We start from the raw sequence: 17,488 nt of genomic DNA on the forward strand, positions 1-17,488 counted from the left end.
AGGCAAGGAACCTTAAAGTTTGAAACCGCGATGAACCGCAACAATCCCGCCAGTCAGGTTGTGATAATCACAATTCTGGAAGCCGGCATTTTCCATCATGCCTTTCAGGGTGCGCTGGTCTGGATGCATACGGATTGATTCAGCCAGGTATTTATAACTTTCAGAATCATTGGCGATGATTTTACCCATGATTGGCAAGGCTGTGAACGAATACAGGTCATATAGTTTAGAGAATGGCTCAAACACCGGTTTAGAGAATTCCAGAACCAGTAAACGGCCACCTGGCTTAAGGACACGGTACATCGCAGCCAGTGCCGCATCTTTATCGGTCACATTACGCAGGCCGAAAGAAATGGTCAAAAGATCAAAGCTGTTGTCTGCAAATGGTTCTAAGGTTTCGGCATTGGCCAGAACGAAATCGACATTGGTACAGCCCGCATCAATCAGACGGTCACGACCGACATTCAGCATGGATTCGTTAATATCAGACAGTACCACATGACCGGTCGGGCCAACTTCGCGGCTAAAGACTTTCGCCAAGTCGCCGGTGCCACCCGCGATATCCAGCACATGCTGACCACGGCGTACACCTGACATATTGATCGCAAAACGTTTCCACAGGCGATGAATACCAAAAGACATCAGGTCATTCATGATGTCGTATTTGCTCGCCACCGAGTGGAACACTTCTGCGACTTTCTGGGCTTTTTCTTCGCTGTTTACAGTTTGATAGCCGAAGTGCGTGGTTGAACCGACATTGCCAGTATTGGCACCGCGTGGCAGATTGTATTTAGGCACAGTACCCGTCACAGGCGTATCAGTCAGACGTTGTTCTAATGATTGTTGCTGACCTTGAGGGGTGCCTTGTGGAAGGGGTTCAGTTAAGAATGGGCTCACTTTGTCTGTCTGTTGTGCCGACTCGGGGGTAGGGGTAGGCGTTGTATTTTCATTCGACATTGGAGTCACTCCTAACATATCAATCGGGTTAATCTTGCATTGTCTGCATCATGACAGATTCTAAAGGCTTATTCAGCAATCATGATGCAATTGTTATGAATAATATACAGAAAAATTCACGCTTGGCAGAAATACTCATCGGGTATTTACTGAAATGGCAAAGGATCACCGGAATGTACTTTATCGATAATCTGGCGTTCGGTTGCCGTGAACGCGCGTACAAATTTTTCTGCCGATTTCAGTGGCTTCATGGCCAGAAAACCATCCTGCATAAATTCATACATCACCTGAAAGTTATATTTATTCGCCGCGCCTTTACACATTTTAAAGGCCGTATAGACCACAAAGGAACGCATATATTTATCCAGACTCATGCCGAGTTGATCCAGTAGAGCCAGCTGTTTCAAGCGTGCTTCACCCTGATCCAGTTTGAGATAGGTCAGGCGCATCATCTCGTCAGTCAGCGGTTCATGTGGATGATAATCCTGTAATAACTGAATCGCGACCTGTTCATCCAGCTGTACCGCCAGAATAGCCAGCTCTACGCCTGAGGTGCCGGTTTTAATGGCATTTTCTGGAATAACTTTTTCTGCTTTATGCGCATATTTCATCAGCCGGGCAATCTGTTCTGCCAGCGCATCAAATTCAGCGCCGCCGTAGAGACGGTTCAGGAAATATTCGGACATCAACTGGTTTTGTTTTTCAGCAAAATGGGCACGATGGGTGCGCTGTATGCGGACTTTCTGCCAAGCCTGCACATCCTGTAAACGGCTTAAAATGTCAGGCCGGGTGTGATAAGCCAGTTGATAATAATGCGCTAACAGATCATCGAGTACGGCAAGTTTGGACATGAGGCTTCAATTATCATTGGAGGATGCAAGAATCTTAGAGGCTGCCGGACAATCCTGCTATGACAAATTGAACAGAGATCGGGCATTTGTATGTCAATCTGTTGTTTAAATAGCCAATTTAATCGTGTGAAAAACGTTGCCAGAGCTATTTTTGCGCTGAAACTCCTCGCTATACTGCAAACAGAATAAAAGATCAGGGTTGAAGATGCGTATGGAACAACCACAATTTCAGTTAATGGATGAAGATCAGCTGTCTGTAGAGCTGATTGATGCCCAATATAATTTAAAAAAGACCCGGGGCCAGAAAAATGCCAAGAGCTTGGTGATTCTGGTGAATGGCATTGAGCTGGCCGGCAAGGGTGAAGCGGTCAAACAGCTACGTGAATGGGTCGATCCACGCTATTTGCGCGTGAAAGCCGATAAGCCCCAGCTAGCCGGTCCGAAGCAGACCTTGTGGCAACCCTATGCGCGTTTTATTCCCGCTGAAGGACAGATCATGGTGCTGTTTGGCAACTGGTATAGCGACTTACTTGGCAGTGCCATGCAAGCTGAAAGCCCGCTGAGTGATGCACAGCTTGATGAATATCTGCAAGAAATGCAGGCCTTTGAGCAGGACCTGAAAAATAACCATGTCGACGTGATCAAGGTCTGGTTTGACCTGTCCTGGAAAGTCTTGCAAAAACGCCTGGATGCCACAGATCCGAGTGAAACCCACTGGCATCAACTGCATGGTCTCGACTGGCGCAATCGCAAAGAATATGACACCTTGCAGCGCCTGCGGCAGCGCTTTACCGAGGACTGGTTCATTATTGATGGCGAAGATGAACAACAGCGCGACCAGCAATTTGCCCAGTATATCCTGAGTGCCTTGAAACATTGTCCGGATCATCCCGCCAGAGCCAAGGGAAGATGGAAACAGGCCAAGATTCCCGAGCAGTTAAAACATCCTTCCAAGACTCAAGCCCAGCCAGAAGATTACAAACCAGAACTGAAAAAATTAACCGCGAAGGTCGCTAAAGCCATGCGTTCCGATTCGCGTAATGTGGTAATTCTGTTTGAGGGCATGGATGCTGCTGGCAAGGGCGGCGCGATCAAGCGAATTGTCAAAAAACTCGATCCACGTGAATATGAAATTCATACCATTGCCGCACCAGAAAAATATGAGCTGAGCCGTCCTTATTTATGGCGCTTCTGGACCAAGCTGCAAACCGATGATGATATCTGCATTTTTGACCGTTCCTGGTATGGCCGGGTATTGGTAGAACGGGTAGAAGGGTTTTCTAGTCCGGTAGAATGGCAGCGTGCTTATGATGAAATTAACCGTTTTGAACAGAGCCTGGTCAAGCATCAAACGGTGATTGTGAAAATCTGGCTGGCAATCTCCAAGGAGGAACAGGCAGCGCGTTTTAAGGCGCGTGAAGATACACCGCATAAGCGTTTTAAAATTACTGAAGAAGACTGGCGTAACCGGGAACGCTGGGACGATTATCTGAAAGCGGCAGCCGATATGTTTGAACATACCTCGACCGAGGAAGCGCCCTGGCATATTATTGCGACCGATGATAAGAATACCGCGCGGGTCGACGTGTTAAAGGCTATTTTAAAACAGCTTCAGGCAGAATAATCTGCCTGAAGTAGAGGATTTTAAACAGTTTAAAAATATTCAGCTTAAATAGGATTAACCTTGGGCGACCTGTTTTTGCTGGATACTTTTAGCGGTGCGATAGCAGTCTTGGACATGAGCATCGGCAATTTTTTTCATGACAAAATAACCCAGACTTGCGGCCACCAGCTGACCACCTAGTGGAATGAATTTTGTGACTTGCTTTATCAGCACTTTCGCTGCAACATTGTTCAAAGATTTTTTAACTGCCGTGCGTGCGACCACCAGGCCGGAAAATTCTACGCCACGTTTACGCAGCTCCTGCCAGTGAATCTGACGGGTTTTCGGGTCATAAACACTGATCTGATCTGGGGACAGGCCGAAGCGGGCATTGATCTCGGGAATCAATTGCGACAAGATACCGACATCAATGACCACGTCCATAAAAGGTACCGGAATCACGGCGGCACCAGCAGAATAGTAGGCGCGTTTTTTGGTGAGTTCCAGGCATTCGTCGCGGATTTGTTCTAAATCTAGGCTCGGATCGAGAGGTTCAGGAATTTTATCTAATTTCATGGGCACTACCTAAGCTCTATGTTGTTTTTTCTATTCAAGCATCTTTAAGATGCTTTTTTCAAAGAAATTTTTCGACTGAAGTGTGGTTTTAAAGTGTCATAGAGCGCTCGGGATGTATAGTAAATAATCTTTATCGTTTTGTAGTAAAAACCACATTCAGCAGTTCAGGGGAACCAATGGCCATCCATGTTATTCAGAGTCAACGTATTGATGTGCTTTTGGATAGTATGCTGCGTATTGTCAACCAAACTGCCCGGCATCCATTTGAGGTGTTACAGACCCGGCACTTTATTGTGCCATCTCCGGCAGTAGAAACTTGGCTGACCCAGAAAATTGCCGAGAAAAAAGGCATTAGCGCCAATACCCAGTTTCATCACCGGATTCGTGCCTTTCAATGGACCTCTTATCAGTGGGTATTGAATGCTCCCAAAGAAGTGGAACAGGTCCGTGAAGCCAATATTCCACGAATTATCATCAAATGGCGCGTGTTTCAGGCACTGCGTAAATGCATTCTGCCTGAACAGATTCCCTTAGACGTCGATCATCCGCTGTATTCCATTGTGAAGCGGATTTATGACAGTGCTGACCGGCTGGAGCAGGGCACAGAAAAACAGCTAAAAAAACAGAGCATGCTGTACTGGGTGGCGGAGCAGGTATCGCGTTTGTTCAGCCATTATATGGATTATCGTGGTTATTGCGCGCGTAACTGTCCACCGCAAAGCTGCAGCTGCCCGACCAACTGGCTAGAAGCATGGGGGCAGGATATTGCGCTCGATATCGAGCAAATGATCTATAGCCCCAAAGATGAAAATGGCCATGAGATGCAGGTAGCGGATTTTGTCAAAATTCAGGCGCGTGAGCTGGAAGCCTGGCAACGCTGGTTGTGGCAGCATGTATTTCAGGATGATTATGCCAAAATCCTGGAGATTGAACGCCTGTATTGGGATCGGCTGGAAAATGCAGAAACCCGTGCCCAGGCCCTGAAGCGACTGCCGGCACAGATTGTAGTATTTAGCCTGTTAGAACTACCACCCAGCCAGCTGGATTTTTTACGCCGTCTGGGGCAATACATTGATATCTATATTTTTCACTTCAACCCCTCGCAGGAATACTGGGCTGACAGTGTCGATCCAGACTGGAAAGCCAGATTTGATCTGCAACGGGAAGAGCGTTTTATTCAGCGTTTTGAAAAAACTCGTCAACGTAAACCGAATGATGAGGAAATTAAAGACTTCAGGATCAAGCAGCTGAACTTTAATGCCGAAGACCGGGAATCGCGGCATCCACTCCTGACCCGATTTGGCAAGCAGGCACGGGATCATTTTTCTCTACTCTCTAAACTGTCTTCAGGGGAAGAAGGTCTCTGGGCTGATGTCTTTGTCGATGAATATCAGAATAAACTGCTGGCCAAAATCCAGTCGGATATCCTGTATTTATTGGAACCTGAACAGCATCAATATGCTTTAAATCCGGCCGATGATTCGGTACAGATTCATGTCTGTCATTCTTCATTACGTCAGCTGGAAGTCCTCAAAGAACAGCTGATTCACTGGCTGGCTCAAGATACTAATGATGCGCCGCGTCAGCCGAGTGATATTCTGGTGCTGACGCCAAGTCTGAAAGAACTCGAACCGGCAATTCGCAGTGTTTTTGCGCCACCACCGCGTGAGCGCGAGACCGGCAGCAAACGCTTGCATAAAGATAACCTGTATTTACCGATCCAGATTGCCGGGGTGTCACGTCTGGATGTCAGCAATGCCTGGCGCGCCGTACTTGGTCGGATCCAGTGGGTACGTCGCCGTTTCAGTATTGAGGACTTTGCCGACTGGCTCAGCCTGAATGCGACCCAGCAGTATTATGGTCTGGACTATAGTCAGGTAGAGCGGATGTTACAGTTGCTGACGGATGCTGGCTTCAAACGTGGTCTGGATCAGCAGCATTTACAGCAAAGTCTGAGCGCAGGCGATGACGATTACCGTTTCAGCTTTAAATTCGCGCTGGACCGTCTGGCGTTGGGTCTGGCGATTCCTGAACATATCCTGTTTCAGGATACCTTGAGTTATGCCAAGGTTCTGACCAGTGATTTTCCGCTGATTTCGACCCTGATCCAGATTTATCAGGATCTGGTGCAGCGCCGTGACTGGCTGACTTTACATGAAACCGGGCAGCGCACGCCAGTCAAAACCTGGCTGGAATATCTGCGCGCCGATCTGAACGAGTTCCGTGATGCTGGAGTGGAATCGCTCAAAACCGTTGCCGAGATTATCGACAAGCAAATGCGGATGCTGACCCTGGCCGATTATCATGACCAAGATGATCCGCATGCCAGTCAGGAACTGGTGGCACTCAGTCTGCCTCTGCCTTATGTGCTGGAAGAAATTCAGAATACTTTGGAGATGCAGCTGGATCAGGCAGAACCGACCGGGCAGATTACCTTTAGCCAGATTGGTCAGATCCGTCCATTGCCTTATAAACTGGTGGTGATCCTGAATCTGGATAGCGGTAAATTTCCGAGCCGCAATCAACAGGTTCCGTTTGACCTGATGCGCAGCCTGAAGCCGCAACTCGGTGACCGTTCCCGTCTGGATGACGAGCAGGGCGCTTTTCTGGATGCCTTGCTGCTGGCACAGGAAAATCTATGGCTGTTCTATAATGGCTTTGATCTGGAGGATGGTGAGGCTCGCGATCCATCCACTGCCTTGCAGGAACTAGTTCAGCATATCGCGCTGATCTGCCAGTCTGAACAGCCGGATGCCGAAGTCGATCCAATGGTGGATATTCATGGTCTGTCGGTCGCTCAACATATCCGGCAGCTTTATCATGTACATCCCTTGCAGCCTTTCGATCCGGCCGGATTTACAGAGATGCAGACACCACGTTATCAGGATCAGTGGTTTGCGGTAGCAGAGTATATCCGCAGTGCCGAAGGCAAACGCAGCAGCTGGATTAATGCACATTATCCGGCACTAGAACAAAAAGAAATCCGGGTACTCAAAAGTGATGAATGGATTCGCGATATGATTTTCCCGGCGCGTCTGTTTCTGAAAAGTGTCGGGGTTTCCACGATTCGCTATGCTGATTTGCCGAGTTCCCGAGAGCCCTTATTATTGAACAAGCTGGAACAGTATCAGGTACGGGATTTCCTGTTGCAACAAGAGCAGGAGGTTGAGCCCAACCTGATGCTGGACCGTTTGCCGGTGGGTAAAACCCAGCAAGCCACCTGGCTGGGCAGCCAGCAGGAACAGCAGTTATTGCAAGAACGTTTGCTACAGCTTGGCAAAGAACTGACGCCAGTCACCCAACAATCCCTGCAGTTTAGTCCTGAACTGATCATTCATATTAACGTGCCTCAGGTTCCACACAGCAGCTACTGGCTGAGTATGCAATCATCTTCAGCCTCGGAAAAACGCCGAGCCCAGATCTGGCTGGAGTATCTGCTGTGGCTGGCTTACTTAAATGATGATGCACGCTCACCAGAACTGGAGCGCATTGTCATTTTCAGTAATAAAACCCTGAAGTTTTCCGGATTGAGTTCGAGCAAGGCACATGAGTATTTGCAGCTCTGGTTAAAGGCTTGGGAAATTGGTCAACAGCAGCCGCTGGTCTTGCCGGCAGAATTACTGATGAAAAAAGAGTGGCAGTGGGCCGAGAATGAACAGGGCAAAATGACCATTGTGGAAATGCCGGAATTGCTAAAGGCCTGGAACAACAGCTATGAGAGTGCCAAACCTTTGGCTTCGGATGAATCCAGTCTGCTGCATCAAGACTGGCAATTTATTTTGCAGGATCAGGATCCGGATCTGGCCTTGCAAAATTGCTGCCATGATTTTGCTCATGGCCTGTATGCGCCGATTCATCAACATCTGGAGTGGGTGAAATAGCCGTATGATTTTCTTAAAGCAGCAGATGCAAACAGCCATTTCTACCAATCCGATCCAGGACATGAAGTTCCGTGGCCTGCACTGGATTGAAGCCTCGGCAGGTACCGGCAAGACCTATACTCTCTCCAGCTTAATGGTGCGAATTTTTCTGGACCAGTATTATCCGCATCAGGTGATTGCGACTACATTTACCCGTAAGGCCACGGCTGAACTGAAAAACCGGGTACGACTCCGGGTTGAGGAAACCCTGGCTTATATCCAGCGTCATCAGCAGCTGAATTCAGTTGAAATCACAGCAAAAATCCAGAATGAAACCGATCCTTTATTTCAGCAGGTACTGAAAGATTATGGTTCACGGCTGGATTATGCCCGTCGCCGTTTACGTCTGGTGCTGAACCAGCTGGATGAACTGTTTGTCGGCACCCTGGACAGCTTTAGCCAGAAACTGTTACGTGAATTTGCATTTGAAAGTGGCAAGATTGAACGTGCAGAACTAACCGAAGATCAGGATCTGTATATCCAGCAGCTGATTCATGATGTGCTGCGTGACTGGATTCAGCAACAGCCACAATATATCGTCAATCATCTGTATGTTCAGAATCTGCTGAAACCGGTGGAGCATTATACCGGGCTGGTGCGTGATGCCCTGAATTTCAGCAAGCAGCATTTCCGCAAGATCGAACCGGCTGAATGTGACCTGAACAAATTGGAAGCCTGTATTAACCAATTATTGAATATTCAGGAGCATGATCTTGCCGTCATGCGGCGTTATTGTCAGGAAAGTCCGAAATATTTTCACAAGAGTTTTTTGACCAAGTTAACCGAAATTTGTGAAAACTTTATGACCTGGAGCGCAGCCCTGAAAAATCAGGGTGGCATGAGTTTCTTTGATGCTGAATTACAGCCGATTTTACTGAATCTGTGCTATTTGCGCCGCAAGAAAACCGATTTCCAGCCGACCACTCAGGTCTTTAACAAAAGCTGTCCGGATGCAGAGCAGCAGCTGATTTTGCAACATAGTCTGATCGTGGCAATTGATGCCCTGTGTGAGGTCAAACAGTATCTGGATGAGCAGCTGCAACAGCTTACGACCTATCTGGAATTTCATATTATTCAAAGTGTGCAGACCCGTTTGCCGCAAACCTTGCAGCAGCAGGGTGAAACCACTTTTCCCCAGCAAATCCGTACATTGGCAGAAGCATTGCAAGGCCAGCAGGGACAGCGTTTTGCCCAGTTTGTGCAGGCACGTTATCCGCTGATTCTGGTCGATGAATTTCAGGACACCAATCAGGATCAGGATGATCTGCTGGCCAAGATCTGGCGTGATGCCAACCGGGTGCAGTCCGGCTGCATGATTATGGTCGGCGATCCAAAACAGGCAATTTACGGTTTCCGCGGCGGCGACATGCTGACTTATAACAAGGCACACGCTGACGTACGCCACAAGCAGGGTCATGAATATACCCTGATGCAGAACCATCGTTCAGTCAAACCGCTGGTAGAAGTGGTTGATGCGTTGTTCCAGCGACAAATGGATTTTGGCGAACAGGTGCAGTACACCCTGATTCAGGCCGGTAGTCGCCCACATCCAGATCTGGTCGATATGGGCAGGATCAACCCGCAGCCCTTACGATGGATTCAGCTAGGGGAATCGGATCTAGAAGCAGATCAGGTGGCCTGGAAAATCCGTGCGCTACTGAATCAATCTGCCCAGCAGCAACTGTACTTTCAGCAGCAAGAGCAGCAGCAAAGCCTGAACGCAGATGATATCGCCGTACTGGGATTTGGACATTTTGCTCTGGAACAGGTGAAGCAGCGTCTGCAACGTATGGGCATTCCCTGCTATAAAGAATCCAAACAGAGCGTGTTTGCCAGTCCCATAGCTCAGGATGTCGCGGCAGTATTGACGGCGATCATGGATCCTTTCAATGAGGCCAAGGTCAAGCGGGCTTTACTAACTCGTCTGCTGGGCTTCAATCTGAAAAAACTGATTGATTTGCAAGGCCAGAGTGAAGGCCTCAGTCGCTATATTGCGGATCTGGATATAATTCGGGAAATGTGGTTTGAGAAAGGCTTTTTGACCGCATGGAATTATGCACTGAACCTGTTTCAGGTCTGGACCAATCTGGTGGCCAGTCAAAGTCTGGACAATGAGCGGGTGGTGGTCAATCTGCGCCATCTGACCGAGATGCTGAGCCAGCAGAGTGAATATTATCAGGGGGCGCAAAAACTCTATCATTGGTATTTGCGCCAGCTTCAGTCACCTTCAGGCAAGGACAGCGAAAAAGAACGCAAGCTGTCTGGGGATCATGGGGTGCAGCTGATGACCATTCATGCCTCCAAAGGGCTGGAATTTAAAGTGGTGTTTTTATTGGGAGCAGATGCTGCTTTTGATGTGAATAAAGGCAACCTGAATTTTTCCCTGTCTGCGCCTGAACAGGACAATATTCTGGAACAATTCCGGGTGATTGCTGTCAATCACAAGAATTTGCATGAGCAGGCGATTCTGCAGAATGCAGCGCGCAATGCCGCCGAAAACCACCGGCTCTGGTATGTGGCGCTGACCCGTGCCAGTCATCGAGTGTATGCTATGCTGCAGGATCAGAGCGCACAGTCCGAATCCGGGTTGGCCTTCTGGCGTGGTCAGGGCGATCAACTGTTTCAACATGCTTTAAGTCTGGTCGAGCAGCCTCTGTCTCAGGAACCACCGCGCCTGGTCGAGCAGTCGAACCATCATCAGATTGACATGCGGGCGCAACCTTTGCCAGAGCGGCAGTTTTATCCGCGAACCAAAACCAGTTTTACTGCCTTGTCACAGCATCAGCTACATGGGCATATCTTGCAGGACGATCTGGTCACGGCTTCAGAACAGCAGCCCGATAGTGCCGCTGATGAAATTCATTTTACCGATCTGGAAGAACAGCCAGCAGCCGTGCCCTTAGACTGGATTAAGCTAAATTTTCCTAAAGGCACCGTGGCCGGAACCTTTTTGCACAGCATTTTTGAACATATTGATTTTCAGGACAGCAGTTACTGGAATCTGGAAATCCGACGCCGTTTTAAAAATACCGCACCGCAAATCTGGCAGGAACTGAAAGAAAAATTTGAACAGGCTTTTCATATACGTAGTGTACTGGAACAGGCCTTTTTCCCACATTATCAGACAGCAGTGGTGAATCTGCGAACCCTGTTTCAGGCAGCAGCTCAGACAGATTTTAAAGCTGAGGAATTGCGTCATAGTATGCAGCGCGTATTGTCCAGCCTGAACTATAAGCTATTGACCGGAATTCGCCTGCATGATCAGAATGCAGCCTATCGCCAGCAATGGCAGCAGCTCGATCGTTCGGCCTTAATGGAATTTTTAGGTCGGTTTGAAGTGTATTTCGATGGCCTAGAGGATGAATCCTTTATTCAGTTTTTTGAACAGGAAGTGGCCCAGCTCACACGCTCTGCAAGCACTGAATCGCTGAATGTGGACAGTATTTTCCAGACTGCTTTTCATGGATTGCTGGACGAGATCACAGAAGATATTTTGCTGAACCTGATGCATGACTGGGTGCGTGATATTCTTATTACCCCAATTCAGGCAGATTTTGCTTTGGTGCAGCTGGAGGCTAAACAGTATCTGTCAGAATTTCCTTTTTATCTGTCCTTGACCGATGCCCCTTTGCAGATTCGGCAAATCCATCAGCTTTTTCTCGAACATGACATGGTCATGAGCGATTTTAATGAAGCCAAATCGGCGCGGTATCTGACCGGTTCCATCGATCTGGTGTATTTTGATGGCCAGCGCTACCATATTGCCGATTATAAAAGTAACTTCCTCGGACCTGATCAGCAGCACTATAGTGCTGAGGCGATTCAGCAGAATATGAGCCAGTCCAGTTACTGGTTGCAGGCCGCTCTGTATCTGGTGGCGCTGCATCGTTATCTGAGTGCCAATATGCAAGGTTATTCGATTCAGCAGCACTTGGGCGGCGCGACCTATCTGTATTTACGCGGGATGAATGGACAGGCGCAGCAAGCGGCTTATCATTGGCAACCGAGCCTGAAATTTATAGAAAAACTGGATCAAATACTGGGCTATTTTGAGCAGAAAAAATCAGCATGATTTTGCGGGTTTATAAAATATATAGAGATTAAACAAAAAATTATCCTGTGGATAACTTTGAGGATAACTGTGTGGAAAATGAGCAGAATCACGTGTCACAGCAAGACTCCAATTTAATAGCCTGGATTGACTATCTGTGTCAGCCGCCGTTTAGTATGGCTTCATTTGATCCGGCAGCAAAAATCTTGATCCAGCAATTGCTTGAAGCGATGCAGGCGGGGGATAGCTGTATCGAAGTTGATCCTCAGCAGGTTGCGTTATTACATAATCTGGTTCTAGACCGCCGTCAGCAAATCTCGGGTATCGCACCATTTATTTTTGCAGATCAGCATTTATATCTGTACCGCTACTGGCAGCTGGAGCAGGCGGTAGCCGCACATATTGCTCGGATTAAAACCCAACCGGTTGCCGCTATTCATTTATCTGAACGTGATCGCAGCCTATTGTCAGATCCACAGCAGCAAAAAGCCCTGCATATGGTGGCGCAGCAAGCCCTAAGCATTATTACCGGCGGTCCGGGTACCGGTAAAACCTATACATTGGCGCATATGATTGCGGTCCTGCATGAGGCAATGCCAAATATCCGGATCGCTATGGCAGCGCCTACGGGAAAGGCCGCACAGCGAATGAAAGAAGCGCTGAAAAAAGCCTTGTACAGTGAAGCATTACAACAATTTGAGCTAGAACCATTAAAACAGTTACAGCCAGTTACCCTGCATCGCTTACTGGGTCTGGGTACTCGCGGACAGCCACGCTTTCATGCCAAGCAACCTTTGTCTTATGACGTGATTGTGGTCGATGAAGCCTCGATGCTGGATTTGAATCTGTCACAGATGTTGCTGGCCGCCGTACCGTCTCATGCACGGCTGATTTTACTTGGCGATGCAGACCAGCTGGCCTCTGTGGATGTCGGAACAGTACTGGCAGATTTACAGCAAGTGGCGACCTTGGATGATAATCGGGTCAATTTAATCACCACGCGACGTTTTGCGACTGGGGCCAAGATTGGCGCAATGGCGGAGTTTATCCAGCAGAATCATGAGCCTTCTCACGTCTTGCAGAAATTTGAGCAGCAGATTGTACCGGCTAGTGAGTTACAGGCGATTGCCTTAGATCAGGTCGAGATCGACCAGTTGCAGCTACAATACCTGCTCTCGGGCGCCGAACAGACCGCGCATAGCTTGAATCAGTATTATGACCAGCTCATGTATGGTTATCAGGCCTATATACAGGCCATCAAAAAAGCCTACAGTTCAGCTGATTTTGAACACTATGTGCAACAGGTGGTAAAAACTTTTGATGATTACCGTATTTTAACGGCAATCCGTTCTGGTGATCTGGGTCTGCTCAAGATCAACCTGCAGATTGAGCAACGTTTTCTAGCAGCTCAAGGCCAATTGAAACAGGGCGACTGGTACGTCGGACGACCAGTGATGATGAGTTATAACGACTATCAGTTGGGCCTGTCCAATGGCGATATTGGCATCTGTTTTTTACGTGAGCAGTCCGGTCAGCGTCAGTTTGAAGTGTATTTCCCAAGTCTGGAAAAATGGGTATTGGCCACCCGTTTACCTAAAAGTATTGAAACCGCTTTTGCGCTGACTATTCACAAATCTCAAGGTTCAGAATTTTCCCATACGGCGGTAGTGCTGGATCAATATGCAAAAAATCTATTGAGCAAAGAGTTGATTTATACTGCAATTACTCGAGCCAAAAAAGTGGTCAGTTTATTGGTGGATTGTGATGCTTTTATACAAGCACTTTGTGTCAGAACCACCCGAAAAAGTGGTTTGAGCGAAAAAATCATTGAACAATCTAGTAATTTAATTGGCAAAAATAATCAAATCTTGTAGGTAAAAGCTTACAAGGATTCAGGAAATTGACGCATAGAGCTTTTGCTCAGTTTTTGAGAAGATTGGTTCTACAAAATAACTCAACACGGAAAGTTGAGCATAATCGCATAATGATAATAATAATGTCGGTAGACAGCGAACTTACAGTGAAGTAAGTGAAAGAGGAAACTTACAGCCGCTAAGCCTTGTAGTTTTGGGAGAGACTACAAGGCTTTTTTATATCCTGATTTTTTTATAGGAAGCTTGCTGGATTTTTATCCTAATTTATTAGCAAAAATTTTCAGCCCTAGCCAGTAAACTTAAGTAAATAGCGTTAAATAAAACGAGAGCTGTGTAACATTATGCAAATTTTTACCCTGTGATGTACGAAATGGCTTACAGTAAAATGAGGCAAATACCTCTAGTTGTCTCGTGGGAATGTGGCAAAATCTACCACACAAGGAAGATGATTTTTCAACAGGATGTTTGAAAATAATAATAAGCGTAAAACGCCATAATAATACAATAAATAATAATGATAAGAGAAAGAACTACAGCGCCAAAAAGCCCGAGTCTACTCGGGCTTTTTTTTATCCATTTTTTATGGAGAGCAGCTGAAGATTCAAGCGAGTTAAAGGGTTTGTTGGCTTTTCAAAGGAATTTCTATATTTAATTCATCCTGGATTTATTTCACTAAAATAATGCAAAATCTGCATCTTCGAGGGACAAGAGTCATTGGATCTGAACTGCATCAATGAGCAACCAAAACCATGCAAAAATATGGATCTATTTTTGCAATTTGATGCGTTTTCCCTTAAAATATGCAACTTGCTGTAGTGATGCACGGCAGTCAAGGTTTTGAATTCTCATCACTTTGATTTTTATCAAAATATATAAGCATCTCGGAGAAATCGAATGGCTTTAACTAACGCAGATCGCGCAGAGATCATGGCTAAATTCGCTCGCGCTGAAAACGACACTGGTTCACCAGAAGTTCAAGTAGCTCTTTTAACTGCTCAAATCAATGACTTACAAGGTCACTTCAAAGAGCACAAACACGACCACCATAGCCGTCGCGGTCTAATCCGTATGGTTAACCAACGTCGTAAGCTACTTGACTACCTTAACGGTAAAGACCACGGTCGTTATGTAGCATTGATCGGTGCTTTAGGTTTACGTCGTTAATTCGATTTAAACTTTATTTTCGGGTGTATTGCATGCTTTGTGCTTTATTACTGAAAACTAAAGTCGGCTTAGCTTTGTGCTAAGCCAGTGGAAGGGGCGAATGTTTCGCTCCTTCTTTGTGTTTAAAAATAGTATTTAATCTGGTGAGGTCGGCTTCTAAGCTTTGTCATTTACTCGTCCATATGGTCATGAATGCCAAACCTTAGGGGTCTCCACTAGAATAATTGTTCACAAGAACTAGGAAAAAATAAAACATGTCAATGTTTAATATTATTCGTAAAGAATTCCAATTCGGTCAGCACAACGTTATCCTGGAAACAGGTCGTGTTGCCCGTCAGGCAAACACTGTTGTGATTACAATGGGCGGCGTACAAGTACTTGTTGCTGTTGTGGCACAGCCTAAAGCAAAAGCAGGTCAAGATTTCTTCCCATTGACTGTAAACTATCAAGAAAAGCAATATGCTGCTGGTCGTATCCCGGGTGGTTATGGCAAGCGTGAAGGCCGTCAGTCTGAAGCTGAGACTTTGATTTCACGTCTGATTGACCGTCCAATTCGTCCGTTGTTCCCAGAAGGTTACTTCAACGAAATTCAAGTAACAGCCACTGTTATTTCTTCTGACAAAACGATGGATGCTGACATTGCTGCAATGTTAGGTACATCTGCTGCATTGTCTATCGCTGGTACACCTTTCCGTGGTCCGATTGGTGGCGCGCGTGTTGGTTTAATCAACGGTGAATACATCCTGAACCCGAATCTTGAACAACTTAAAGAGTCTGATCTTGATCTTGTTGTTGCTGGAACAGAATCTGCAGTACTGATGGTTGAATCTGAAGCGAAAGAACTTTCAGAAGACCAAATGCTGGGCGCTGTATTGTTCGGTCATGACGAAATGCAAATTGCGATCCAGGCGATCAAAGAATTTGCTGCAGCTGCAGGCGCGGTTGAGTCAACTTGGGTTGCTCCAGTTAAAAACGAAGAACTTCTTGGTAAATTGAAAGAAGCATTCGAAGCGAAAATCTCTGAAGCGTACACGATTGCAGTGAAACAAGACCGTTATGCGGCACTTGATGCGCTTTATGCAGAAGCAGTTGCACAGTTCGTTCCTGAAAATGACGAAACTGGTATTGCAGAAGAAGTAAACGAACTGTTCGAAGACCTTAAATACCGTACCGTACGTGACAACATCCTGTCTGGTAAGCCACGTATCGATGGTCGTGATACCAAAACTGTTCGTGCAATCGACGTACAAGTAGGCGTATTGGATCGTGCTCACGGTTCTGCATTGTTCACACGTGGTGAAACTCAAGCGTTAGTAACAACGACTTTGGGTAATACACGTGATGCGTTGATGGTTGACACCCTTGCAGGTACCAAAACTGACAACTTCATGTTGCACTACAACTTCCCTGCATACTCTGTAGGTGAAACTGGTCGTGAATCTGGTCCTAAGCGTCGTGAAATCGGTCACGGTCGTCTGGCACGTCGTGGTGTTCAAGCTGTACTTCCTGCGGCTGACCGCTTCCCGTACGTGATCCGTATCGTTTCTGACATCACTGAATCAAACGGTTCGTCTTCAATGGCGTCTGTATGTGGTGCATCACTTTCTCTTATGGATGCCGGTGTTCCGCTTAAAGCACCAGTTGCAGGTATTGCGATGGGTCTAGTGAAAGAAGGCGAGCGTTTCGCAGTTCTTTCTGACATCTTAGGTGACGAAGATCACTTAGGTGACATGGACTTTAAAGTAGCCGGTTCTGCAAACGGTATTACTGCGCTTCAAATGGATATCAAGATTGAAGGTATCACTGAAGAAATCATGGAAGCGGCATTGAACCAAGCGTATGCAGGTCGTATGCACATCCTCAATGAAATGAACCAAGTGATTTCACGTGCGCGTCCTGAAATTTCAATGCATGCGCCGACATTCCAAGTGATCAATATCAACCCTGATAAGATCCGTGACGTGATTGGTAAAGGTGGTGCAACCATCCGCGCCATTACTGAAGAAACTAAAGCTGCGATTGATATTGAAGATAACGGTACAGTTCGCGTATTTGGTGAAACGAAAGCTGCTGCTGCCGCTGCGGTTGCAAAAATCCAAGCACTGACTGCTGAAATTGAACCGGGTACAATTTACGTTGGTAAAGTAATTCGTATCGTTGAATTTGGTGCGTTTGTTAATATCATGCCAGGTACTGACGGTCTACTTCACATTTCGCAAATTTCTAACGAACGTATTGCCAATGTTGCAGACGTATTGAAAGAAGGTCAAGAAGTGAAAGTACAAGTTGCTGACGTTGATAACCGTGGTCGTATCAAGTTAACAATGAAAGACATCGAACAAGTATAATTGTTTCTTGTTTAAAAAAGCCCGCCTCATGCGGGCTTTTTTAAATTGTAATCAAGTCAGAATGAAGCAACAAAGCTTTATCTGATTGCTTAAGCTTTCTGCTCAGCACATTATTTCACAGCGGGTCGATTGTAAGTTTTAGCT

At 46.6% G+C, this 17,488-nt stretch carries 9 protein-coding genes; 6 read left to right on the top strand and 3 right to left on the bottom strand.

The window, feature by feature from the left end; translation table 11 throughout:
* Positions 1-12 precede the first annotated feature (12 nt).
* Positions 13-957, bottom strand: a complete 945-nt coding sequence (gene ubiE / locus WAK81_RS13810) for a bifunctional demethylmenaquinone methyltransferase/2-methoxy-6-polyprenyl-1,4-benzoquinol methylase UbiE (protein WP_422197623.1) — start codon at positions 955-957, stop codon at positions 13-15.
* Between the two features lie 146 nt (positions 958-1,103).
* Positions 1,104-1,808: an FFLEELY motif protein gene (locus tag WAK81_RS13815; protein WP_422197625.1), complete on the bottom strand. Its 705-nt coding sequence runs from the start codon at positions 1,806-1,808 to the stop codon at positions 1,104-1,106.
* Positions 1,809-2,013: 205 nt separating this feature from the next.
* On the opposite strand from WAK81_RS13815, the gene WAK81_RS13820 reads away from it, so the two are divergent.
* Entirely contained in the window at positions 2,014-3,432 is a 1,419-nt protein-coding gene (locus WAK81_RS13820) for a phosphate--AMP phosphotransferase (protein WP_422197627.1), read from the top strand.
* A 54-nt stretch (positions 3,433-3,486) separates the two neighbouring features.
* Here WAK81_RS13820 and WAK81_RS13825 read toward each other — a convergent pair whose 3' ends face one another.
* Positions 3,487-3,987, bottom strand: coding sequence for a hypothetical protein (locus WAK81_RS13825; RefSeq protein WP_422197629.1), 501 nt, complete (start codon positions 3,985-3,987; stop codon positions 3,487-3,489).
* A gap of 176 nt (positions 3,988-4,163) precedes the next feature.
* Here WAK81_RS13825 and WAK81_RS13830 point away from each other — a divergent pair, with 176 nt between their 5' ends.
* From WAK81_RS13830 to pnp, 5 genes are all read left to right on the top strand, one after another.
* Positions 4,164-7,868, top strand: coding sequence for an exodeoxyribonuclease V subunit gamma (locus tag WAK81_RS13830; RefSeq protein WP_422197631.1), 3,705 nt, complete (start codon positions 4,164-4,166; stop codon positions 7,866-7,868).
* A gap of 4 nt (positions 7,869-7,872) precedes the next feature.
* Positions 7,873-11,979 carry a UvrD-helicase domain-containing protein gene (locus WAK81_RS13835; RefSeq protein WP_422197633.1) on the top strand — a complete coding sequence of 1,369 codons (4,107 nt, stop codon included), beginning with the start codon at positions 7,873-7,875 and terminating at the stop codon, positions 11,977-11,979.
* A 71-nt stretch (positions 11,980-12,050) separates the two neighbouring features.
* Positions 12,051-13,832 (top strand): exodeoxyribonuclease V subunit alpha, encoded by a 1,782-nt coding sequence (recD, locus tag WAK81_RS13840; protein WP_422197635.1) that lies wholly within the window; start codon positions 12,051-12,053, stop codon positions 13,830-13,832.
* 894 nt (positions 13,833-14,726) lie between these two features.
* Entirely contained in the window at positions 14,727-14,996 is a 270-nt protein-coding gene (rpsO, locus tag WAK81_RS13845; RefSeq protein ID WP_004278577.1) for a 30S ribosomal protein S15, read from the top strand.
* Between the two features lie 260 nt (positions 14,997-15,256).
* Complete coding sequence (gene pnp / locus WAK81_RS13850) at positions 15,257-17,344, top strand: polyribonucleotide nucleotidyltransferase (protein WP_422197638.1); 2,088 nt, start codon at positions 15,257-15,259, stop codon at positions 17,342-17,344.
* Positions 17,345-17,488 lie beyond the last annotated feature (144 nt).

The organism is Acinetobacter sp., from assembly GCF_049284435.1.
GTDB lineage: Bacteria > Pseudomonadota > Gammaproteobacteria > Pseudomonadales > Moraxellaceae > Acinetobacter.